Origin of the sequence: Sphingomonas qilianensis (assembly GCF_039614825.1) — a bacterium.
Lineage (GTDB): Bacteria > Pseudomonadota > Alphaproteobacteria > Sphingomonadales > Sphingomonadaceae > Sphingomonas > Sphingomonas qilianensis.
The window spans coordinates 105546-127447 of the sequence record NZ_JBDIMF010000008.1 but is presented as its reverse complement, the minus strand read 5'-3'; the positions used below and the strand labels follow the sequence as shown (position 1 = coordinate 127447).

General features: G+C 61.2%; 19 protein-coding genes and 1 pseudogene. 13 read left to right on the top strand and 7 right to left on the bottom strand.

Annotation, left to right across the window (positions count from 1 at the left end):
• The first annotated feature begins 65 nt into the window (after nucleotides 1-65).
• Nucleotides 66-1832 carry a YcaO-like family protein gene (locus ABC969_RS16240; protein WP_345866207.1) on the top strand — a complete coding sequence of 589 codons (1767 nt, stop codon included), beginning with the start codon at nucleotides 66-68 and terminating at the stop codon, nucleotides 1830-1832.
• On the opposite strand, the gene ABC969_RS16235 is transcribed toward ABC969_RS16240, so the two are convergent.
• The 3 genes from ABC969_RS16235 to ABC969_RS16225 all read right to left on the bottom strand — a co-directional run bounded on the left by ABC969_RS16235 (nucleotide 1829) and on the right by ABC969_RS16225 (nucleotide 6084).
• A complete protein-coding gene (locus tag ABC969_RS16235; RefSeq protein WP_345866206.1) occupies nucleotides 1829-3823 on the bottom strand; it encodes an AfsR/SARP family transcriptional regulator in 1995 nt (664 codons plus the stop codon). The genes ABC969_RS16240 and ABC969_RS16235 overlap by 4 nt on opposite strands.
• 179 nt (nucleotides 3824-4002) lie before the next feature.
• Nucleotides 4003-4476, bottom strand: a complete 474-nt coding sequence (locus tag ABC969_RS16230; RefSeq protein WP_345866205.1) for an energy transducer TonB family protein — start codon at nucleotides 4474-4476, stop codon at nucleotides 4003-4005.
• Nucleotides 4477-4929: 453 nt separating this feature from the next.
• Nucleotides 4930-6084 (bottom strand): tyrosine-type recombinase/integrase, encoded by a 1155-nt coding sequence (locus ABC969_RS16225; protein ID WP_345866204.1) that lies wholly within the window; start codon nucleotides 6082-6084, stop codon nucleotides 4930-4932.
• 380 nt (nucleotides 6085-6464) lie between these two features.
• Between ABC969_RS16225 and ABC969_RS16220 the strand changes: the two genes are divergently transcribed.
• A protein-coding gene (locus ABC969_RS16220; protein ID WP_345866203.1) for an IS3 family transposase occupies nucleotides 6465-7675 on the top strand; the annotation gives its coding sequence in 2 pieces (ribosomal slippage) (nucleotides 6465-6726 and nucleotides 6726-7675; 1212 coding nt in all).
• Nucleotides 7676-7863: 188 nt separating this feature from the next.
• Here the strand turns inward: ABC969_RS16220 and ABC969_RS16215 are convergent.
• Entirely contained in the window at nucleotides 7864-8094 is a 231-nt protein-coding gene (locus ABC969_RS16215; RefSeq protein ID WP_345866202.1) for a hypothetical protein, read from the bottom strand.
• A 62-nt stretch (nucleotides 8095-8156) separates the two neighbouring features.
• Entirely contained in the window at nucleotides 8157-8912 is a 756-nt protein-coding gene (locus ABC969_RS16210) for a helix-turn-helix transcriptional regulator (RefSeq protein ID WP_345866201.1), read from the bottom strand.
• A gap of 326 nt (nucleotides 8913-9238) precedes the next feature.
• Here ABC969_RS16210 and ABC969_RS16205 point away from each other — a divergent pair, with 326 nt between their 5' ends.
• The 7 genes from ABC969_RS16205 to ABC969_RS16175 all read left to right on the top strand — a co-directional run bounded on the left by ABC969_RS16205 (nucleotide 9239) and on the right by ABC969_RS16175 (nucleotide 15124).
• Nucleotides 9239-9958 (top strand): iron-containing redox enzyme family protein, encoded by a 720-nt coding sequence (locus ABC969_RS16205; RefSeq protein ID WP_345866200.1) that lies wholly within the window; start codon nucleotides 9239-9241, stop codon nucleotides 9956-9958.
• 29 nt (nucleotides 9959-9987) lie between these two features.
• A complete protein-coding gene (locus ABC969_RS16200) occupies nucleotides 9988-10692 on the top strand; it encodes a hypothetical protein (RefSeq protein WP_345866199.1) in 705 nt (234 codons plus the stop codon).
• Between the two features lie 133 nt (nucleotides 10693-10825).
• Complete coding sequence (locus ABC969_RS16195) at nucleotides 10826-11782, top strand: alkane 1-monooxygenase (RefSeq protein ID WP_345866198.1); 957 nt, start codon at nucleotides 10826-10828, stop codon at nucleotides 11780-11782.
• Nucleotides 11766-13022, top strand: a complete 1257-nt coding sequence (locus ABC969_RS16190) for an acyl-CoA dehydrogenase family protein (RefSeq protein ID WP_345866197.1) — start codon at nucleotides 11766-11768, stop codon at nucleotides 13020-13022. Before ABC969_RS16195 ends, ABC969_RS16190 begins: the two co-directional genes overlap by 17 nt.
• A gap of 14 nt (nucleotides 13023-13036) precedes the next feature.
• Nucleotides 13037-13465, top strand: coding sequence for a PaaI family thioesterase (locus tag ABC969_RS16185; protein ID WP_345866195.1), 429 nt, complete (start codon nucleotides 13037-13039; stop codon nucleotides 13463-13465).
• Nucleotides 13466-13710: 245 nt separating this feature from the next.
• Nucleotides 13711-14412 carry a hypothetical protein gene (locus ABC969_RS16180; protein ID WP_345866194.1) on the top strand — a complete coding sequence of 234 codons (702 nt, stop codon included), beginning with the start codon at nucleotides 13711-13713 and terminating at the stop codon, nucleotides 14410-14412.
• Between the two features lie 112 nt (nucleotides 14413-14524).
• Nucleotides 14525-15124 carry a hypothetical protein gene (locus tag ABC969_RS16175; RefSeq protein WP_345866193.1) on the top strand — a complete coding sequence of 200 codons (600 nt, stop codon included), beginning with the start codon at nucleotides 14525-14527 and terminating at the stop codon, nucleotides 15122-15124.
• On the opposite strand, the pseudogene ABC969_RS16170 reads toward ABC969_RS16175, so the two are convergent.
• Nucleotides 15069-15956 (bottom strand): annotated as a pseudogene (locus ABC969_RS16170) (IS1595 family transposase). The gene ABC969_RS16175 and the pseudogene ABC969_RS16170 overlap by 56 nt on opposite strands.
• A gap of 184 nt (nucleotides 15957-16140) precedes the next feature.
• Between ABC969_RS16170 and recA the strand changes: the two are divergent.
• Both recA and ABC969_RS16160 read left to right on the top strand, forming a co-directional pair.
• A complete protein-coding gene (gene recA, locus ABC969_RS16165; RefSeq protein ID WP_345866192.1) occupies nucleotides 16141-17217 on the top strand; it encodes a recombinase RecA in 1077 nt (358 codons plus the stop codon).
• Between the two features lie 163 nt (nucleotides 17218-17380).
• Entirely contained in the window at nucleotides 17381-18007 is a 627-nt protein-coding gene (locus ABC969_RS16160; protein ID WP_345866191.1) for a glutathione S-transferase family protein, read from the top strand.
• A 48-nt stretch (nucleotides 18008-18055) separates the two neighbouring features.
• On the opposite strand, the gene ABC969_RS16155 is transcribed toward ABC969_RS16160, so the two are convergent.
• Entirely contained in the window at nucleotides 18056-19375 is a 1320-nt protein-coding gene (locus ABC969_RS16155) for a dicarboxylate/amino acid:cation symporter (protein ID WP_345866190.1), read from the bottom strand.
• A 78-nt stretch (nucleotides 19376-19453) separates the two neighbouring features.
• Here ABC969_RS16155 and ABC969_RS16150 point away from each other — a divergent pair, with 78 nt between their 5' ends.
• Together ABC969_RS16150 and ABC969_RS16145 are read left to right on the top strand one after the other, a co-directional pair.
• Nucleotides 19454-20716 (top strand): M24 family metallopeptidase, encoded by a 1263-nt coding sequence (locus tag ABC969_RS16150; protein ID WP_345866189.1) that lies wholly within the window; start codon nucleotides 19454-19456, stop codon nucleotides 20714-20716.
• A gap of 61 nt (nucleotides 20717-20777) precedes the next feature.
• Nucleotides 20778-21893 (top strand): alpha/beta fold hydrolase, encoded by a 1116-nt coding sequence (locus ABC969_RS16145; protein WP_345866188.1) that lies wholly within the window; start codon nucleotides 20778-20780, stop codon nucleotides 21891-21893.
• The last annotated feature ends 9 nt before the right edge of the window (nucleotides 21894-21902 follow it).

Here is a 21902-nt window from a genome sequence, read left to right as displayed (position 1 = left end):
CTCCTGCCGGCCAGTATCGGACGCGACCGCTATCGCAGACCCTTGCGGATGCGCGGATAGCCGCAGTGCGTGCTGGCGTAACCCGGCTGGCCGATCTGACCGGGCTGACCCCACTGGGTATTCCAGTATTTCAAGCAGTTCGTCCCCAGTCGCGATCGCTGTCAGTGTCGCAGGGCAAGGGCCTCACTCCTATGGCAGCACAAGTTTCGGCGCTACTCGAAGCGGTCGAGCACGACTTGGCCGAACGGCTCGTTCCCGAAGGCCCGTTTCAGCCGCTCAAAAAGCTGGCCGGCGAAGATATCTGCATCTGGCGCACCGCGCCGCGCGAAGCCGGCGCAATCCTTCTCGATCCTGACGTCGATCGTCACTGGATAACGGCCACCGGGCTGTGCAACGGCCGCCGGTATCTGGCGCCGTGGGATCTAGTTTCGCTCGATTTTATGCGTTCGTCCGCGACCGACGTGGTGCCCGTGTCGAGCGGGCTGGCGACGGGCAACACCCGCGCTGAAGCAGTAGCCAACGCGGTCGCTGAACTAGTCGAACGCGACATGAGCGTGCTGTTCAACCGAAGCTCGCCGCAAGAACGCCGCCGGTTGGAGCTGGATCTCGACAGCGTCGACGAACCCGTCGTGTGCGCGATCCTCCGCCGCTTTCGCGCTGCGAGTTGCGACCTGCGCGTCTGGAGTACCGGCCAATTACACAGCATCGCGGCGTTCGAATGCGCATTGGTGTGGCGGGCCAACGCTTCGCTGGCACCGGTCGGGGGCTCGGGCTGCCATACCGATCGCACGACCGCGTTGCTGCGCGCGCTGTTAGAGGCGGCGCAAGCACTAGCGACAGCGGTGGCCGGGGCGCGCGACGATCTCAGCGCGGCCGATTATGGCAATACCGATGCACGGTGGTTCGGCATCGTGTTCGGCAGCCTCAGTTTTGGGCCGGGACCGGTAGCTTGGTGTGACGTCCAGCACCACGGCGAAACCGATGCAACCGCCCAGATCGACATTCTGCTTAGCGTTGCAGGAAGGCGTTCGTCATTACCGTTAATGGTGATTGACCACGAGCCGCCGATGCCGACGATCGCGGTCGTACGGGTGCTTGCTCCGGGACTGCTGGATTGTGCGCGGGCCGAGACGTCCTTGTCACCGCCGCGCTCCGTACCTCCGCCCACCGTTGTCCGAAAGACCGCTGGTAACCGTCCAGTCATATTCATCGGCCCCAGCCTTCCCGCCGATCAGGTGCCGACGGCGTTCGAAGTGCTGCCGCCCGCAATCTGCGGCGATCTGGCGCGGCTATTGTGCAAACCGCCACCTGCCGTCGCGCTGGTCGATGGGTGTTTTGCCGCCGCGCCCAGCGTGTGGCATCACGAGATACTGGATCTTATCGCGCAAGGAGTGACCGTATACGGCGCTGCCAGCCTGGGAGCACTCCGTGCCGCCGAACTCTGGGCCCATGGCATGATCGGTGTAGGCGTCATTTTCGAACTTTATCGTCATGGACTGGTCACGCGCGACGATGCGGTCATGCTTTCGCATGCGCCGGCTGCGTTGGGAAACCGTCCGCTCACGATCGCGCTGGTGGATGCCGAAGCGGCCTTATTGCAGGCCGGACTGCCCGCGCACGAACGCCGGATGCTGCAACGGATCGCTCGGACAATGCCTTATGATTGCCGTACGTGGCGCGCATGCTTGGCCGAATACCGCAAGCGAACAGCCACGCTCGCATCAGTCGATCCCGCAAAACTTGCCGACATTCCCTCGTTCAAGGCCGCCGACGTGCACATGCTGTTGGAAACGATGGCAGCGGCAAAGCCCATTCTCGCGCCATTATCCTAAGCGCGATAGGTACCCCCAAGCGCCGTCTGGACCCCATCGCGCAGGAACGCCGCATGCTCAGGCAGCTTCATTGGCAAAGTGTAAGAGAGCCATTCGACTATATCGCCCAGGCGCGCCACGCGCGCGGGTTGCCAGGCCGCATCGAAGGCCGTGGAGAACGCCGTCGCCAGCGTACGGCGGCGATTGTCCTCGCCCTTCAGCCGCGTGATATTGGCAAGGCGGATCGCGAGATATTGTGAGCCTTGTTCGCCCGACACTTCGAAATGATCCTCAGCCTCTAACGCCTCGCCGCGTAGAGCGAGGATTGCGGCGAAATCGGCGTGATAGTCCGTCGGTGGAAACGGGTTGAGTAGGAAGGCACGCTGCATCAGTTGTTCGGCAAGCGCCAGCTTGCCCAAATGGAAGAATCCGAACGCGCATTCGTTAATGCCGTCGGCGTCATATGGCAGGCCTTCGACCGCTGCGTGAAGCCCCCGCTCGGCGAGCCTCCACTCTCCAGCGCGGAGGTGGCACCAAGCCAGCTTGATGCCGATTTGGGCGTCGCCGGGCTGGATTGCCGCCGCCTCCCGCACCAGCCGAAATGCCTCAGCGCGATGCCCGCGGACGTCGTGGCCGGCCATGCGCTGCCAGAAATCAGTGTTGTAGAGTTGCGCCAGTAGCATCCGCGCGCCAATGTGTCGCGCGTCGCATGAGATAATTTCCTGTAGCACCATTGCGCCCGCCTGCGCATTGGCTAGCGTGCGAGCTGTTTTAACCTGTCCGCGCGCCTTTGCATAACGCCGTACCAGGTCGCCTGCGTCGACGTCGGCGTCGACCATCCGTTCCGCCAAGTCGCGATCGACTGATGGCAAGACCGCGCCCACTGCTTTCGCCACGATATGATCAATCGCCTCGGCGATGGTATCGGCCGGTAGGCGAAGCTGCTGCGACCAGATAATGACATTGCTGCCAATATTGCCAATTTGTAAGTTGATGCGCAGCTCGTCGTCAAGGCGCGATATGCGGCCGGACAGCATGTACGCGGCGAGGGCATTAGCGCACACGCTGACGACCCGATCCGCCTCCAATGCCTCGAGCGCGACGACGCGGATCGACGGATACCGGCTGAGCGCCGCGCGGACATCGTCGGTACACATGCCTGCTACATCGCGACAAACGTCGTCGTCAGCGCGGTATCCCAGTGAACTCACCAAAATCATGGGCGGCATCGTCGGCGCCCTCCGCGTTGGCAAGCCAGCGATTTGCGGCGACGGCACCTGCGCTGCGATCGAAGTTAGCTCGTGGAACAAGTCGCGCGTTTCGGTCGACGGCTGCGTTCCAAACTCGGCAGCTAGGCCCTCGATCAATCGCCGGTATTGGCGATGCAATGACGCAGAATCGCCTGATGCATGCGCAGCGCGAAGGCCCAACCGCGCTACCGCTTCGTTGAGCGGATCGAACCGATCAAGTACGCGAAGGATCTTGAGCAGGTCTGCCGTATTGCGCGCGCCGTTCATGCCCGCCGCTTCGAGCGTGACTGACACCAGCCTGTCATACTGACGCACGCGCTCAAGGGCGCGCCAGTCATCAAATGCTGGCGCGACGCCCGACAAGTCATCCAGGAAGCCCCCAGCCAAATATTCCAAACGGCTTGCCAGCCGCGGAATGTCTCGAACGGCGGCCAAATGAAGAATTTCCTCGATATCGGTTGTAATGGCGGCAGGCTCGAGCCCCACGGAATCGCGTGATACGACAATCGTCGAGTTATCTCCGAAACTAGACCGAATTTCCGCGACGGCTTGGCGGAGGCTGCCGCGCGCCTGCTCCTCGCCGCGATCTCCCCAAAACAACTCGGCGATGCATTCACGCGTCGCGCTCCGCGACTGCGCGGCCGCCAGATAAGCAAGGATTCCTCGCGCCTTTCGGCCACGCGGACAAACATCGCGCCCCCCGCTGACGATCGCGAACTTGCCGAGCAACTGTATCTCAATCTTCGAGCCGATTTCGGACATCGAACGACACCGCAATGCGAGGGGTGTGCAATATCGGTGATACTGATGACTTGCGTCATGCTAACCTTACTTCGTCAATAGCAGACCGTAACAACGAATGGGAGCGGGACGTGGCCGTCCCGCTCCTATCCCCGCCTACTCCCCAGCGGCAGACCTCGATCATCGCATCGACCGCCAGCTCAGCGGCGGCTGCCAATCGACGCGACAGCAACATTAGACACGCGTGCCGCCAGCTTCGCGTTGGCGGCTTTGGCGCTGGCTACCATCTTTGCATTCTCGCGCTCGAAGTCGTACTGGTTCGTTGCGTCGCCAACCAGCAAGTGCATGGTGATCCGCTGGTCGGGCGTAAAGCCTGAGGGTAACGGCGGCAGATTACGCATCCGCGACACGCTCCGCCGCGCCGCCGACGCTATATGACCGCCACGGGTCAGTACAACGATATCGGTTGGCCGCCCATCGGCACCTCGGCGGAAGGTAACGGTGCTCTTGCCGCCGCTTCCGTCGCGCGGAGGCACCATCGATCGCTTCAATTCTTTATTGGCATGCTGAACCCATTCGTCGAGCGTATCGACCTGATGGGCCGAAGATGCGACCGCCTGTGTGGCGGACAATGTCAGCGCCAGTGCGGCGCAATTGAGAAAGCAGCGGCTCATCGCGGTATTCCTTCTGCCGTCGGCCCGATTGCCGACGCCCCGCTTGTGCACTGGCCCGCGTCAAGCCATCAGCGATCGGGCGTGAAACTTTCGTGAAAACCGCAGGAAAAGGAATCGCCCGTTAAGTGGTAAGCCTCGCTCGGGACGAACGACGTCTCTCGTAATTGCCATCCGGCGGATCGAGCAACCGCGACTAAGCGCGATGCTGCTAGAACCAACTCCTGAACAAACGTCCGCTATTGCCATTTGAGCGCCTAATCCGTCGGTTCTCAATCCCGCCTTGTTGAGCACTACGCCCACGCCCACCCGCATGAACGAAGGGCCGGTTACGGCGAAAGGCGCCCGGAAGCGGCCGGCCGGTTTCCACCCAAAAAAAACAGCCTCGTGCTCAGTGAGCCGGACACATTCGCGCTCGCATCGAGCAAGAGCTGGAGGGACCCGCATCAACTTTGGTTAGCCGAAGCTTGCAGCGATCGCGCTGCTAACATCATTTGCTGCGGCTTGGACCGGATCGCCGGCCAGATGAGCATAACGGGCGGTGGTTTGCACCTGCGTATGCCCAAGAAGCTTGCCGATCATCGGCAGGCTCTGTCCGGCAGCCACGGCAATCGATGCATAAGTATGGCGCAGGTCATGGATGCGCACATCCTTGAGACCAGCACGAGCGCGAACACGTCGCCAGAACGGCTGCAGATCCGACAGCGGCTTGCCGGGGAGGGTGCCCGGGATCACGTGGGGATTGAAGGGGTCGCGGCTGAGTGCGGCAAGAGCATCAACTGCGGCCTGTCCGAGATGTACGGCTTTCGCGCCGGTCTTGGAATCCGGTAATCTCAGCATGCCAGCAGGCAGATCGACGTATTCCCAACGTAACTTCATGATCTCGTTCAGGCGGCAGCCCGTCAGCACCAGCAGGCGAACCGCCGCAATGGCCGAGGCCGATTCGACGCGCTCGGCTCCCATCTCGCCGAGAACTTCGCCCAGCCGTTGCAGCTCTGCGCCGCCCAAGAACCGTTCGCGCTTGTGCTCGACGTACTTGCGGATGTGGCGCCGGGGATTGCTACCATCCGGCCGCAGTCCCCACATCTCGGCCAGACTGAACATTTTGGAGATGATCTCAATGTTCCGGTTCGCCTGGTAGGGGATGTGCCGCAGATCGTGATGGAACTTGGCGATATCAGCACGGGTGACCTCCTCGACGCGCAGCCGGCCAAGGGCGGGGAGAATGAAGCGTTGCAGGTTGCGCCGATACTCCTTTGCGGTGCTTTCCTTCACTCGTACCGATATGTGCTCGCGATCGAAGCGTTCGGACAGTTCGCGCACGGTAATCGCCTCCCGCCGGTGCTTGCGGTCTTCAGCAGGGTCATTGCCCGCTCTCACGGCGGCGAGCGCCTGGACCGCAAGATTGCGCGCCTGTTCAGGGGTCAGGATGCCGTGTGCGCCGAGCGTCACCCGACGAGATCGCGTGCCGACGCGGTATTGTATTAGGTAACTTCGCCGCCCTGACGGCAGGATTCTGATGCCGAACCCAGCTATATCGCCATCCCAGATCATGTACTCGGTCGCACGAACGTCCGCGCTCTCCACCAGCCGCTTCGACAATTTAGCCATCGTGATCTCCTGCTACCGTGCATCGCAGCCCCCCCGCTGCGGCAGCATGGCGGAAGCAAGAGGGCGCGCGTGGCAGCGAAATGCTGCGCGGATCAGTCAGGCCCTGATCGCGCCGACAGTCAACTAAGTCCCTGAAAACGCGAGAAACAAGGAACGTCTGCGTAGTTGAGCGTACGCGCCGCAACAGCACTCATAACCTGAAGGTCACAGGTTCAAATCCTGTCCCCGCAACCATCGGATACCATATACCAAACCGTCTCAGGATCCCCTGCGGCGGCTTTTTTGTGCCCTTTTTACAAGCAGCGCACGGCAGGTGACGTGACCCCCGTTTTTTCCTCCAGTTGGAGCTAGAGTCCGACCCCGGAAGAAGGGACGGACAGATGAAGCGGAAGCAGTTTTCGGAAGAGCAGATCATCGGCATCCTGAAGGAGGCCGAGGCGGGTGCGGTGGTGACGGATCTGTGCCGACGGCACGGCATGTCGAGCGCGACCTATTATGCGTGGAAGGCCAAGTTCGGCGGCCTGGAGGTGTCCGATGCGAAGCGGCTGCGGGCGCTCGAGGAGGAGAACGCGCGGCTCAAGCGGCTGTTGGCGGACACGATGCTCGACAACGCAGGTCTGAAGGACCTGCTGTCAAAAAAATGGTGACGCCTGCCGCGAAGCGGGAAGCGGTCGCGCATCTCCAGACGACGCTGGGGATGAGCGAGCGGCGGGCGTGTGCTGTCGTCGGGGCAGATCGCAAGAGCATGCGGTATCGGTCGTGCCGGGGAGATGATGGCGACCTGCGGTCGCGGCTGCGCGAGTTGGCGCAGCAGCGTCGGCGGTTCGGCTATCGACGGCTGCACATCCTGCTGCGCCGGGACGGCATCACGATCAACCGCAAGAAGACCCAGCGGCTCTACCGCGAGGAAGGTCTGATGGTGCGTCGCCGGAAGGGACGCAAGCGCGCCGTCGGCGCGCGAGCACCCGCACCGGTGCTGGCGCTGCCCAACCAGCGCTGGAGCCTGGACTTCGTGCATGACCAGATGGCCACCGGCCGGCGGTTCCGCATCCTCAACATCGTCGATGATGTGACGCGCGAGTGTTTGCGAGCGCTGGTCGACACGTCGATCTCGGGCAAGCGGGTGGTGCGCGAACCGGCCGATTTGATTGCCGAGCGCGGTGCGCCAAAGATGATCGTTAGCGACAACTGGACCGAGCTGACCTCGAACGCGGTGCTGGTTTGGTCGGGCGAGACGCGCGTCGAGTGGCACTATATCGCGCCGGGCAAGCCGACGCAGAACGGGTTCGTCGAGAGCTTCAATGGTCGCATGCGCGACGAGCTGCTCAACGAGACGCTGTTCTTTACCGTTCGCCAGGCGCGCTCGATCCTCGCGCGCTGGGTCGATGACTACAACACCGAGCGGCCGCATTCCTCGCTCGGCTACGCCCCACCGGCGGCCTTCGTCGCCGAACTCGAAAAGCAACGGGCGGGTTTAAACCCGCCCGTTGTTTCGCCTGCGTTCCTGCGCGACAACAGCAGTCGGTCTCTGGTTGCCTGGATGAAAGACGGCGGTCACGTCATATCATTGTGCTTCGTTCAAATATACTGAAGGAGGCTTCTAAGGTCGAGCTTCTCGGCTTGATAGTCGATGCCTCTCGCCTTGACAATTACAACGGTCAACGCAGTGCCTAATGACTGCAATGCCGAAGAAATGATTCTGGTAAGTGAGTACGGTATTGAAGTCTAAGTATGTCTCGCCGGCACTGATAGATATCTGTCAGCGTATCAGGCCGCCCATTAGGTCAGCGGCTGAAAGCCGTTCGCCGAATCACCCAGGCCTGCCTGGCCGGCGAGGAACAGAATGCGGAGACGGGAGGAAATCAAGGCTCCAGCATGGCATGCCATATGGTGCTGTCCGTTTTCTTCGGAAACGAAAGAGCCGCAACCAATACCATGTCGCCTAAAGCCTGCCGTGATGGCACCTACGTAATTGCCCAGGTTACGGAATGCATTTGCATGCAGACGCATGCACGCCCCCAAGGTCAGCAGCCCCTTCTGATTTATAGATCTAGGACGGATGTCTCATTACATCATAACTCTAACCGATAAATGTTGAGCGCCGGATCGCTATCGAGCAGAAAGGCTACCCGGCCAAGCATTTGCGAGCGGTTGGAACAGCCGAGCGTCTCAGCGCAGTTGATCAAATGCGCGACGATGGTGCGCTCTGTGATGCCGAGAATAACTGAGGTTTCCCATGCGGTCTTGCCTGCGGACGCCCAGAACAACACCTGTCTCTCGCGTAGCGTGAGTTTGTCATAGTCGAGCCGTTCATCTTCCACGAGCAAAAGCCGGGTGAGCATGTCCGACAGGCCTGCAGCAAAAATAATCGCAGAATGTCTGACCGTCTGGTGTGATGGTGCCGTGTCGGCTGTATGTAAGTTGAGAAAGCCGGCGAGATGCGCGGTCCGCAGCGGCACGGTGATGCCTTGGATGAGTTTGGCGGTGCGGATGTCATCAGAGAATTGCTTCAGTTTGCGTGATCGCGAAGGTTTGTCGAGCAAGCCCTGCAAGCAGGCGGCACCCGCCTGGTCTCGCGCGTGGCTGACTGCAGGATCGACCATCGCATACCCTGCCTCCTGATAGTGTGAAAGCCAGCCCGGCGCATAGTTCGTCACGCGTAGCTTCCGGCTTGGCCCGCCGCGTGAGCGCATACTGATACGTAATAGATAGCGGTCGAAGCCGAAGCTGCTGCCGAATTGATCCAGCACGGTTGGGATCGCTGCGGGCGACGCCGCACCGGTACATAATTCAACCGAATGGCTGATATTGTCGAGTACGATGCTCATCGCTCTCCTCGTTCACAATGGATACGGTGGCCGATAGTACTCATACTTCTATTTTACCGTCAATGACTCGATGTCCGCGATGCGGGTCGCAGTATTACACGTCACCAGAGAATCAATAGTCACGATAAAGCTATAAAGTCGTTAGATTCAGTGGAAAGTTATGGATCGCTACGGCTAAACGACGCCGATTATGCTAATATATGGCCCGCGTTGCGAGCCCGGCAAGCCGGTACCGGCACTGTAAAAACTAGCAATAACCCTCCGCCCCACTTCCGTTCAAAATTCCTGCATCAGTCGCTGTTGACTGCATTGAGGAACGAATCGGCATGACACAATATGATCAGGTCGTTGCGGCGACCAGCGAAGAATTCGGACATTACATCGGCACCCACCCGATGCTTCTCCACCTTACGGGGGGTAGCCTGACTCGCGGCGAATATATCGCCTACCTGCGCGAGACCTATCACATGGTGCGTCACACGCCGCGGATGCTAGCCTTGGCTGGCGCCCGTTGCGAGGATGATCGACGCGGCCTGCGCAACTGGTTCATCGAGCAGACTGAAGAGGAGAACAATCACGACTTGTTCTGCATTAAGGATCTGCGCAATTTCGGCGAGAACCCAGAGACCGTGCTCGCGGGGCAGCCGCTACCAGGCGCTTGGGCGTTGGTATGCCAAAATTACTTTATGGCCACCTACGGCAATCCTGCTGGCATCCTAGGCGTCGCGTCGATCACCGAAGGACTGGGCGCGTCCACCGCGGGCAGCATGGCCGATCTCCTTACTTCGCATTACGGCTACGGATCGGACGCGGTCACATTTCTGCGCAGCCATAGCGGTTTCGACGCCAAGCATCTCGACGAGACGCGCCGCGCGATCAATGAGCTAGTCCATAGCCGTGAAGATCTCAACGCGGTGATTCAGGGCCGTCATATGACGATCTATTATTACGCGCAGATGTTCAACGACTGTTTGGCCCATCCGTATCCTGCCGCAGCCAAGGACGACGACACCGCAGAGATGATTCTAGCGGTCGCCGCAGAATAGACCATCGGCAAGCGAGCGGAGGTAGAACGATGTTTCAGGAAAAGTCGGCTCCGCCGAGCCATATGGTGATTGGCGGCGCGCTCGTCGCAGAAAATTACAGCTTCACGGCGGCGAACGCGCCGCAACTGCGCGCCTATCACGATCTCATCCGGACGACCTACGAGCCGCTCGGCTTCCTAAACGATCACGCTGACGCCTTCATGCCACGCGATGGCACACAGTGCTACGTCCTTTGCTACCTCGACGAGGTCGTCGGCTCCTGCTCGCTTACCCCGGTGCAGGACGAGCAGTCGGTGTTCAACCGGTTTATCCCTGGCCAAACAGGAGAACAACGCGCACGGATGATAGAGCTCAACAACATCATCTTGGTGCCTGAACTGCGCGGCGGTATCGGCCTGTCACTGATCCTCTATCACGCAACGTTGCGCGCAATGGAGGACGGCGCCGAACTCGTCGTCGGCATCACGCGATACCAGACGTTGCGCCATTTCGTCGAGGCAGGCGCGATTCCTGTCAATCATGAGCCTCTACACCTACTTGGCCGGGAGGATCTGCACGATTTCGTCATCTATTACGACGTCCGTTCGCCCGATGCGCTGACCTATCTGCGCGAACGGGCGCGCCGGCTGTTTGGCCAGGCTCTGACGCTCAAGGACATCAAGGTGCAGGTCGCTGCAAGGGAGCGTGGTGTTCGGGTGCAGCAGCATCCGAGCGCAAATGCGCAGGCGGCGTGAGGGCCGGGTGATGCGATCGTCCGATCTTCGTCTTGGCGCCTGGTTACTTTACGTCCTGATCGTCGCCGTCGGCGCTTGGTGGGGCGGGCTCGCTGCTTGGGCAAGCTTCTTGCTCGGGGGAACTGTATACCCAGTGCTCGATGCGCTGCCGCTAGGGCCAGTCGGGCATAGCGCGCGCGGCGACGCGCCGACGTCGAACCGGCTGCTGGTCCTGTACGCGGCGGCGCAGACTGCGGTGGTCGGTTGGGTGTTGTTTCTAGTGTTCACGCGGCATTACGGAGTCGGCGAACTGATCGGGATTGCGCTGTCGCTCGGCACGCTAACGGGCGGAATCGGCATCCCTGCGGCGCATGAGCTGATCCACAGCCGCAACCAGCGGCTGCGGGGCGTGGGCCTCTATCTGCTCGCCTTTGTGCTCTACATGCACTTTCGTATCGAACATATTCATGGTCATCACCACGCGGTCGCGACGCCCGACGATCCAGCTACCGCGCACCGCGGCGAAGGATTATGGCGCTTCGTCGCCCGCTCTGTGCCGCAGCAGTTCGCCAGCGCGTGGCGTATAGAGCAACGGCTGCGGACCGGGCCGAAGGGCGAGGTCAAGCGGACCAATCGCTTGATCGCCTACGTTGCAATCCAGGTGTCGCTGTTACTGGCGGTCGGGCTAGCCCTCGGCGTTAGCGCGTTGCTGGTTTTGATTGGCCAAGCTGCGATGGCGATCCTGTTCCTTGAAGCGACCAATTACATCGAGCATTATGGGCTAGAGCGCCTTCGCACAACGCGCGGTTACGAACCAGTCGCGCCGCAGCATTCGTGGAACACCACCAGTCTGCTAACCAACTCGCTGGCGTTCAACCTCGGGCTTCACGCCGACCATCACGCTCACCCGCAACGCGGCTTCCTAACCCTGCGGCATCGCGAAGAGGCGCCGCAACTGCCCGCCGGCTACCTGGCAATGCTTGCGGTCGCGGCAGTGCCACCGCTGTGGCGCCGGATTATGCATCCCCGGCTCGATGCATTCCACCGTCAGGCCGTCAACCTCTCCGCCCTCGACCCACTACAGGAGGAACATGATGTCCATCATGCTTAACCAAGCCGATCGTCTCGCCGTCGATGACGACATCTGCTACACCGCCGTATCGCCTAACCGTGCAACGCTGATCGATATTGCATGCCAGCTCGCCAGGCAATTCGCGACTCGGGCGGAAACACTCGACGCGAGCGGTGAATTCCCCACCGAGAACGTCGCGGAGTTTCGGGCCAGCGATCTGCTTCTGATGGCGCTGCCGCCCGAACTTGGCGGGCGCAACGCATCGATGCTCGACATGGCGCAGGTGCTGCATGCACTGTCCAAAGGCTGCCCATCGACAGCGTTGATCTTCAATATGCATTTTGCGTTGTCGGGGCAACTGGCGCACATGGCACAGGTCGAGCCGGAGGGCGTGTGGCGCGACTGGCTGCAGCGGATCGCCGCACGGCGGATGCTGCTTGGCGGTGCGCTGTCCGAATCAGGCAGCTGGAACGCGGTGATGTTTCCGCTCGCCACCGCCGAGCGCGTCGAGGGGGGCTACCGCGTCAACGCTAATCGCAGCTTCTGCACCGGCAGCGCCGGTCTTGACCTGATTCAGGGCACAGCTGCAGAAACTCTACCTGACGGAAGTCGGCGGTCGATCTATTTCCTTTTCACGCCCGATCAGCCCGGCGTCCGCTTCAAGGACGACTGGCAGACACTTGGCATGCGCGGCAGTCATTCGCAGGGAGTGATGCTGCAGGACGTGTTGGTGCCCGACGATGCATTGCTGTTCCACTATGGCTACGGCCAACTCGACTTCTCGCAGGTCTGGCTGTCTTTCCTCGCCTGGAGTTTCGCCGGCTTTGCTTCGGTCTATGCCGGCATCGCCGAGGCGGCACGGGATGTCACCGTACAGACCTTGGTCGGCCGCAGCCGCCTGCCTGGCACGCACGCGATGGCACACAAGCCGACCAACCAGTTGAATATCGCGAAGATGGACGTCCTCAACGCGACAATGACTGCGATCCGCGAGGATACCGCGCGACGCTATCCGCAAGGCGCGTTCGTCACCCCGCAAGCGATCCTGGACACTGCGATCGCGAAATACGTCTGCGTGACCAGCGCGCCGGAAGTGGTCAACCATGCAATGTCGGTGATCGGCGGCCAATCTTATTTCCGCAAACTGCCGCTGGAGCGTATGCTGCGTGACGTGCGTGCCGGACCGTTCCATCCGTTTAGCGCCGACGACACACTTGAGATGCTGGGAAAGTTCGCGTTCGGCCTTCCCTTTCTGGAAGCTGGCGGCTGGGCGCTCTGAAGGAAGTCGTGGTGATGACGGTTTACTATCAATCAGGCAGAATCCCCCCGGCAGCCGCGCTGCTCGGCTGGCGCTACCTTGGGACAGTCAACGATCCGAGCCGGGTCCGGATCGCGCTTACCGGCAGCGACGCGTTTTGCGATCTGGCCGGCAACGTGCATGGCGGGCTGCTCGCAGCGATGTTGGAAGAGGTCATTACCACAACCATCGCCATCGCAACCGGCGGCTTGTCACTCGGCGTCACGATCTCGATCAACGTGCAGATCTTGCGCAGCGTGGCGCCGGGGCCGCTGGTCGGAGAAGGCTCGATCACGCTGATGGGGCGCAATATCAGCTTCTCGGAGGCGCAATTGCTGGCCGATGGCAGCCCCGTCGCGCGCGCCAACGGTTGCTGCCGCCTGGTTCCCGTCGACCCTAAGTGGGGCAGTGCGACAGTAGACTAACCATTTGCATCAACTGTAAGTTCGCGACCAGAGGTCCGGGTTAACGGACGTGTTCGTGAAAAACTTCGGGGTCTATGGCGTTCGCAAGCTCTGGCAGCAGCTCCGGGGTGATTAGCGCTGGGTTGCCCGTTCCACTTTGAGCGGCTGCTGCGCGAGTTTGGCTTGGCGTCTATCCCCTTCGCATACGTGATTGACGTAACAGGTTGCAACTGCGACCTTTGCCCCTTCACGATAAGAGGGGGGATGTGAACAAGGTCTTCGAGCATTTTCATCTAAATCTCGTGCAGAAGCCGCAACAAGATTTGCTGTCGAAGCCGCAGAACCGAGAGACTTCCATACGCTTCATATTCTCGGAGCGTTTCCAATTTCAGCACCTGAATAAAGCCTTCCACTGGGTTCCGCATGGCGACCAGTCTGGGATGATTTTGGGGACGGTCGAGCGGGAAAAGGCCCGCACTCAGCGTCGCGCACCGGAGGAAGGCGCAGGAGAGTTTCAGGGAGTTGAGTGGCAAGGGTCGATCGTTATCATAGACCCCGTCCATCAACCGGATGGCCAGAAACTGGCATTCGAGCGCGATCGCGACGTTGGCCAGCCAAATGCGATACTCGATTCCTTGGTGTCGCATTTCAACGAGCAGCAGGAGCCGCCCTATACAATCGTCATCCGGTCTCTGTTTGACGCAGAGACTTTTAGGGCATTTGCCAAAAGACACGGAGAACTTGTTGAGTATGTAAATTTTAGCTTTGTCGTTCCGAACATGTTCTTCGGAACAACTACTGGAGTTGATCAGGGGCTTAGACGAATTGGAGATAGCACCGGGGCGCAAACCGTAGACCTAAGGCTTCAGAGCGAGGAGGGTGTTAAAACTAATTCTGAAGACGTTCAGGACACTATACTTTACGCAGAGTCGGGAAATGCTTCCGTCACTTCAAAAGCGATGAATTGAGACCTTTATTCCTCGACAAGTCGAATATTAACTGTTAAGGTTGAGAGTATTTTAAATCTTGCGAAAGATAGCAAAGGCGCGGTTCAAGATTGGCTAAGTCAGGCGCTGGGACGTGAAACAGACAAGAGCTTGGGGGATATTGATAGCTCTGACGGCGATGCTGGCAGCGGCTAGCGCTTATCAACCATATTACATCACAGACAAGGGTAACACGTTCTTTGCGGGGTTCGTCACCTGGGAATTGCTATCGTTCTTGGGCGTAATCGTCACGATCACGCTAGCATCGGCAGCAAGCCTTCACTTGGAACTAAATAAGCTCCAGGAGGCTACCCGGGAGTCTTTCGGGGAAGCCCGGGCTGCTGTCCGAATGTGCGCGTACTCACTGCTGATACTTTTCGCGATCGCCTTTGTTGTCGTGATGGTAAAGCCGACTGTCGAGGGGCCCCACTGGAACGCCGCGTTAAACTCGGTGGCGGTCTTGATCGTGATTTTCAATCTCGCGATATTAGCCGATCTCACGATGGCAGTGTTTTGCATTCCAGCACTGGAGAAACCTATGACCAACCTCAAAAAGGCCCGTGACGAGGGTAAGCTCGAGGAGTTTATCGCTGAGCGCGAAGCCTCGCCACAACCAAGCGATGGCGACGAAGCCGCGTTCAATCGCGCTTTGTCGTCAATGGCTGGAAAGTCGAAAGAAGCTCCGGCGGCATAGAAGCCGCCTCCGTCCGACGATTGAAGCGGTACTCGAACTCCTTTGCGTAGCGCTCAAGGTACTTGGGGCTCACGCTGATATGCGTCCCGGCGATCGACGCCTTCAGGTGCCGCCAGAAGCCTTCGATGCCGTTCACGGTCGTGCCGATAGCCGAGACGTACTGGCCTTGAGCGTGGTTCACCGTCTTGCGCCATTAACCCATGGTGCCAAGGCCGCCGTAGCCGTTGTGCTCATCGGTATGGATTTCGGTGTGCGGCTTCACATGATCGCGGATCACCGGAAGCAATGTGCCGCTGCGACGGTTAGGCAGGACTTCGACCACGATATCGCCACCGCGCTCTAGCATACCGAACACCACGCTCTTGCCCTTGCCGCCCTGTCCGCCAGCGCGGTAGCCCCCGACGAACGTCTCATCGGCCTCTACGCGCTTTGAAAAGCCGCCGATCGGCGCATCGCCGTCAACGTCTGCCATGTGCCGGCGGATCAAGCCGGCCATGCGCCATGCAGTCTTGTAGGTAACGCCAAGCTGGCGCTCCAATTCCTTGGCGCTGACACCGTGGCGCGTCGTGGTGAACAGGTGGATCGCATAAAACCAAAGCTGCAGCGGAGTCCGGGTCTGCTCAAAGGGGGTCCCCACGGTCGGGTGCAGGTGATGGCCGCACCACTGGCACGAATAGGCGCGCTCAGCCTTGATCCGATACCAGTTCGACGGACGCTCGCACGATGGGCAGGCGAAGCCCTGTCCGAAACGGACATTGAACAGGTGAGACAGGCAGGTTTCGTCATCCGGAAACTGCTTGAAAAACTGCGTGGTGGTGAGCTGCTTTGCCATGCCCCATTCTATAGAACAAAACGCTTACGTATGCAAGGGGGATAGATGCTCAAATAACGGCGTTCCACTCTTGTTCTGTAAGAACAAATGCGATACGAAACGCATCACGCATTGAACGCACTTGGCGTTCGGTCTAGCGATGGAGGCTCCAGTGGCGGCATCTCTCAAGGTTATCGACAGCAAAATGGCAGCAGCATCAGACAAGGCCGGCGAGAAGGCCGCAGGCGAACGCGCCAAGGCGCTCGAAGCCGCGCTCGCGCAGATCGATCGCGCGTTCGGCAAGGGCAGCGCGATGAAACTGGGCGCCAAGGAAACCATGCAGGTCGAGGTGATTTCGACCGGCTCGCTCGGGCTCGATATCGCGCTTGGCGTCGGCGGCTTGCCGCGTGGCCGCGTGATCGAGATTTATGGTCCGGAAAGCTCGGGCAAGACGACGCTCGCACTGCATGTCATTGCCGAAGCGCAGAAGACCGGTGGCACCGCCGCGTTCGTCGATGCCGAGCATGCGCTCGATCCGGTCTATGCCAAGAAACTGGGCGTCAATATCGATGAACTGATCGTGTCGCAGCCCGATACCGGCGAGCAGGCGCTTGAGATCGTCGATACTTTGGTGCGCTCCAACGCGATCGATGTGCTGGTGGTCGATTCGGTCGCCGCGCTCGTGCCGCGTGCGGAAATCGAGGGCGAGATGGGCGATAGCCATGTCGGTCTGCAGGCGCGTCTGATGTCGCAGTCGCTGCGCAAATTGACCGGTTCGATCAGCCGGTCGCGCTGCATGGTGATCTTCATCAATCAGCTGCGCATGAAGATCGGCGTGATGTACGGCAATCCGGAAACCACGACGGGCGGCAACGCGCTCAAATTCTACGCGAGCGTGCGGCTCGACATCCGTCGCACCGGGCAGATCAAGGATCGCGACGAGATCATCGGCAACGCCACCCGCGTGAAGGTGGTCAAGAACAAGGTTGCGCCGCCGTTCAAGCAGGTCGAATTCGATATCATGTACGGGCAGGGCGTGTCCAAGATCGGCGAAATCCTCGATCTCGGCGTCAAGGCCGGTTTGGTCGAGAAATCGGGCGCGTGGTTCAGCTATGATAGCGTGCGCATCGGCCAGGGGCGCGAGAATTCGAAGACCTTTCTCAAGGAACATCCGGAAATTTGCGATCGCCTCGAATTGGCGATTCGCACGCGCACCGACAAGGTCGCCGAGGAAATGATGGTCGGCTCCGAGCCTGACGAGGATGGCGACGACGAGATGTAGGATTGTCGCGATGTCGCAAGCCGTCGCACGACTGGAAAGGCCCGCCCGCAACGGCGGGCCTTTCGCGTTGTTGGAGACTCAAAGGTGGCGATGAGGCGGGCCCGCGTGCCGCAACGGTGACCTTAGTCTCCAACCTTGCTAGTACGGGTAACGGGAGAGAATAATGACCATCATCGTCCACCATCTGGAAAACTCGCGGTCGCAGCGCATCCTGTGGATGCTCGAGGAACTCGGCCTGCCGTACGAGATCAAACGCTACGAGCGGAACAAGCAGACGATGCTCGCCCCGCCCGAGCTCAAGCAGGTTCATCCGCTGGGCAAATCGCCGATGATCGAGGATGCCGGCAAGGTCATCGTCGAAACCGGCGCGATCGTCGAATATCTGGTCGAAAAGGCCGATGGAAAATTGGGCCCGCTCGCGCACCGTGATTCGGTGCTGCGCTATCGCCAGTTCCTGCATTACGCCGAAGGCTCGATGATGCCGCCGCTGCTGCTGATGCTCGTCGTCGCGCGCATCCCGCTGTTTGGCAAAAAGGCACTGAAGCGGATTCAGCCGATGATCGATGTGCATCTCGATTTCGTCGAATCCGAACTCGCCAGCCGCCCGTGGTTCGCGGGCGACGCGATCACCGCGGCGGATATTATGATGAGCTTCCCGCTCGAAGCCGCGCGCGGCCGCGCCGGGCTTGATGCGTCGCGGCCAGCGACGATCGCCTGGCTGGCCAAGATCCATGCCCGCCCGGCCTATCAAGCCGCGCTCGCGAAGGGCGGGCCGTACGCCTACGCGTAACCGCCGTGTCCCGGTTTTGGCTGGGGCCGGGCGGTTACGTGCACCGCGTCACCCCAGAAAGTGATCGCGATCCACCGCCGGGCCGTGTCCCGAAGGCGCCGGCAACGGATCGATCTCGGCGGGTTCCAGCACGTCGAGCTGGCCTTCCCATTTGGCGATCACCACGCTCGCCACGGCGTTGCCGACCACATTGGTCGCGCTGCGCCCCATGTCGAGGAAGTGATCCACCGCCAGTATCAGCAGCAACCCCGCCTCCGGAATATCGAAGAAGGCGAGCGTTGCCGCGATCACGACCAGGCTCGCGCGCGGCACACCGGCCACGCCTTTCGACGTCACCATCAACACGAGCAGCATGATGAGCTGTTGCCCGACCGTCATGTCGATGCCGTAAGCCTGCGCGATGAACACCGTCGCGAAGGTCATGTAGATCATCGAGCCATCGAGATTGAACGAATAGCCCAGCGGCAGCACGAAGCTGGCGATGCGCGGCGGCACGCCGAAGCGGTCGAGTGCTTCCAAGGTGCGCGGATAGGCGGCTTCGGACGAGGCGGTCGAGAAAGCGAGCAGCAACGGCTCACGGATATAGCGCACCAACAAGCGCGTGCGCGAGCCGACGATCAGGAAGCATGCACCGATCAACAGGCACCACAACACCGCCATGCCAAGATAGAAGGTGCCCATGAAATAGGCCAGGCTGCCGATGATCGACGGCCCCCGTTCGGCCAGCGTTCCCGCCACCGCAGCGAACACCGCAAACGGCGCGAAGCGCATGACGTAATTGGTCACCTGCAGCATGACCTGCGCCAGCGCGTCGATCCCGCGCACCAGCGGCGCAGCAGTTTCCCCCACCGCGGTAATGCCAACGCCGACGAAGATCGAGAACACCACGATCTGCAGGATCTCGTTCTTGGCCATCGCGTCGATCATCGATGATGGCACGATATGCGAGATGAAGTCCTTGATGTTGAAGGCCGCCTTGTCGACGCCGCTCGCCGCATCAACCGGTGGAATCGGGATGGCGAGTCCCACGCCCGGCTGGAAGAAATTGACCAGCAACAGACCCAGCACGAGCGAGACCAGGCTGCAGCACAGGAACCAGGCGACCGAGCGAAAGCCGATCCGCCCCAGCGCCTGCGTATCGCCCATATGCGCGATGCCGACGACCAAAGTCGAGAAGACCAGCGGCGCGATGATCATCTTGATCAGCCGCAGGAAAAGCGCCGTGACGATCGAGAAATAGCCGGCAATGTCCGCCGCCGTCTTGGTGCCGGCGCCGCCATTGTCGTCGAAATAGGCGTTGACGGCGAGGCCGACGACGCCGCCCAGCACGAGGCCGATCAGGATATAGTAGGTGAGGCGCTTGCCCATGAATGCTCCGACATTGATCTTTGCCGGCCAGCGAAGGGGATTGCGGCGCTCGGGTCAAGCGCCGTATCGATCGCGACCATGTCGATGCTCTTTTCCAGCCGCCGCCAATTGCTCGGCGTCGCCACCGCGCTCCCGCTGCTCTCGCTGCCAACGGTGTTGCGTGCCGCCGAACCCGATCTGTCCGCGCTGAGCGATCTGACCGAGCATACCGTGCCGATCGGCGCACCCGAACGGCGCGCGCGTCTGGCGCGTGCGAAAGCGCTGATGCGGGCGCAGGGCATCGGCGCGGTGCTGATCGAGCCCGGCTCGTCGCTGATCTATTTCACCGGCGTACGCTGGAGCCGCAGCGAACGGCTGACCTGCGCCATCCTCCCCGTGGAGGGCGATCCGTGCATCGTCACGCCATTCTTCGAAGAGCCTTCGGTTCGCGAATCGCTCGGCATCGCCGCCGAGGTCCGCGTGTGGCAGGAGGATCAGGATCCGCTGGCCATCGTCGCCGGCTTTCTGCGCGGGCGCAACCTGTCCGCGCGCGCGATCGGCATCGAAGAAACCTTGCGCTATTTCGCGGTCGATGGGCTCGCCCGCGCGTTACCAGCGGCCAAGATCGTGTCCGCCAACCCGGTGGTGCGCGGCTGCCGCATGATCAAGACCGCGCCCGAGATCGCCCTGATGCAGGCCGCCACGGAGGTGACGCTCGCCGCCTATCGCTGGACGTTGCCGCGGATCGAGCAGGGCATGAGCAACCGCGAGATCGGTGCGCTGATGAACGCCGCCACGCGCAAGCTCGGCGGCGAACCCGAATTCTCGCTGGTGCTGATCGGTGAAGCCGCCGCCTATCCGCACGGCAGCCGCAAGCCGCAGATCGTGTCCGACGGGCAAATCGTGCTGATGGATTGCGGTTGCACCGTGCAGGGCTATCAATCGGACGTCTCGCGCACCTTCGTGCACGGCCGCGCGAGCGCCGAACAGCGCAAGGTGTGGGATCAGGTCGCACGCGGGCAGCAGATCGCCTTCGCCGCCGCCAAACTCGGCGCCGCGGCTGGCAGCGTCGATGATGCGGTCCGCCGCTATTACGCCACGCTTGGCTACGGCCCGGATTACAGACTGCCCGGCCTGTCGCATCGCACCGGCCACGGCATCGGCATGGACGGCCACGAGCCGGTCAACCTCGTCCGCGGCGAGGCGACCAAGCTTGCCCCGGGCATGTGCTTTTCCAACGAACCGGGCATTTACATCCCCGGCAGCTTCGGCGTGCGGCAGGAGGATTGCTTTTACATGACCGACGCCGGCCCCCGGTGGTTTTCCCAGCCGCCGATCTCGATCGATGCACCGCTCGGATAAAGGCGTTCGCCAGTCGATGCCAGCGCTTGGCAGTTCGGTCCAGGCGCGGCACAGTAGCGCCATGCTCTCGATGCTCCTGATGCTGGCCGCGCAAGCCGCCGCCGCTCCCGCCCAGCAACCGCCGCTCGCTGCGGCCACGCCCCAACCCGCGGCAGAACAGCGTTGGCCGACCAGAGATGGCGATTTCACGATCAAGGATTTTCGCTTCGCCTCTGGCGAAACGCTGGCGGCGTTGCGGTTGCACTACACCACGTTGGGTGAGCCGCACCGCAATGCGCGCGGCGAGATCGACAATGCAGTGATGGTGTTGCACGGCACCGGTGGCAGCGGCCGCCAATTCCTCGTGCCGCAATTCGCCGATGAACTATATGGCCCCGGTCAGCCGCTCGATATCCGCCGGTATTGGATCATCCTGCCGGACGGGATCGGACACGGCAAATCGTCGAAACCGTCGGATGGCCTGCGCATGCGCTTTCCGCGGTACGATTATGCCGACATGGTCGAGGCGCAATATCGCTTGGTGCGCGAGGGGCTTGGCATCCGTCGCATGCGGCTGATCATGGGCACATCGATGGGCTGCATGCACGGCCTGATGTGGGGCGGGACGCATCCCGATTTTGCCCGCGCGCTGATGCCGCTGGGCTGCGAGCCGGTGCCGATCGCTGGGCTCAACCGGATGTGGCGGCAATTGCTGATCGACGGGATCAAGGCCGATCCGGCCTGGGCAGGGGGCGCGTATAAGACGCAGCCGTTGCAAGGTTTGCGCACCGCGCAGACCGCGTTGTTCATCGCCGGCGCCGCGCCGCTAAATTTGCAGGCGCAGTTCCCCGATCGCGACCGCGCGGCGGCCTTTGCGCGGGATCGCGTGGCCAGGGCATTGCCGCAGCTCGACGCCAATGATCTGATCTACCAGGTCGATGCTTCGCGCACCTACGATCCATGGCCCAGGATCGGCGCGATCACCGCACCGCTCGTGTGGATCAATTCCGCCGATGATTTCATCAATCCGCGCAATTTCGATTATCCCGTCAAAGCAGTGCAGCAGATGAAGAATGCGCGTTTCCGCCTGATCCCCGAGACGGCCGACACGCATGGCCACGGCACGCATACCTGGGCGGTGAACTGGAAAGCGGATCTCGCCGACCTGCTGACACGCACCGCTACGCAGGCGGAATAGGCGTCCGCG

Bases quoted from the DNA above. Each gene is read 5' to 3' on its own strand.
- ABC969_RS16145 (WP_345866188.1), top strand. From the start codon at position 20,778: ATGCTCTCGATGCTCCTGATGCTGGCCGCGCAAGCCGCCGCCGCTCCC.
- ABC969_RS16190 (WP_345866197.1), top strand. From the start codon at position 11,766: ATGTCCATCATGCTTAACCAAGCCGATCGTCTCGCCGTCGATGACGAC.
- ABC969_RS16205 (WP_345866200.1), top strand. From the start codon at position 9,239: ATGACACAATATGATCAGGTCGTTGCGGCGACCAGCGAAGAATTCGGA.
- recA (WP_345866192.1), top strand. From the start codon at position 16,141: ATGGCAGCAGCATCAGACAAGGCCGGCGAGAAGGCCGCAGGCGAACGC.
- ABC969_RS16215 (WP_345866202.1), bottom strand. From the start codon at position 8,094: ATGCGTCTGCATGCAAATGCATTCCGTAACCTGGGCAATTACGTAGGT.
- ABC969_RS16225 (WP_345866204.1), bottom strand. From the start codon at position 6,084: ATGGCTAAATTGTCGAAGCGGCTGGTGGAGAGCGCGGACGTTCGTGCG.
- ABC969_RS16210 (WP_345866201.1), bottom strand. From the start codon at position 8,912: ATGAGCATCGTACTCGACAATATCAGCCATTCGGTTGAATTATGTACC.
- ABC969_RS16150 (WP_345866189.1), top strand. From the start codon at position 19,454: ATGTCGATGCTCTTTTCCAGCCGCCGCCAATTGCTCGGCGTCGCCACC.
- ABC969_RS16160 (WP_345866191.1), top strand. From the start codon at position 17,381: ATGACCATCATCGTCCACCATCTGGAAAACTCGCGGTCGCAGCGCATC.
- ABC969_RS16155 (WP_345866190.1), bottom strand. From the start codon at position 19,375: ATGGGCAAGCGCCTCACCTACTATATCCTGATCGGCCTCGTGCTGGGC.
- ABC969_RS16185 (WP_345866195.1), top strand. From the start codon at position 13,037: ATGACGGTTTACTATCAATCAGGCAGAATCCCCCCGGCAGCCGCGCTG.
- ABC969_RS16200 (WP_345866199.1), top strand. From the start codon at position 9,988: ATGTTTCAGGAAAAGTCGGCTCCGCCGAGCCATATGGTGATTGGCGGC.
- ABC969_RS16235 (WP_345866206.1), bottom strand. From the start codon at position 3,823: ATGTCCGAAATCGGCTCGAAGATTGAGATACAGTTGCTCGGCAAGTTC.
- ABC969_RS16230 (WP_345866205.1), bottom strand. From the start codon at position 4,476: ATGAGCCGCTGCTTTCTCAATTGCGCCGCACTGGCGCTGACATTGTCC.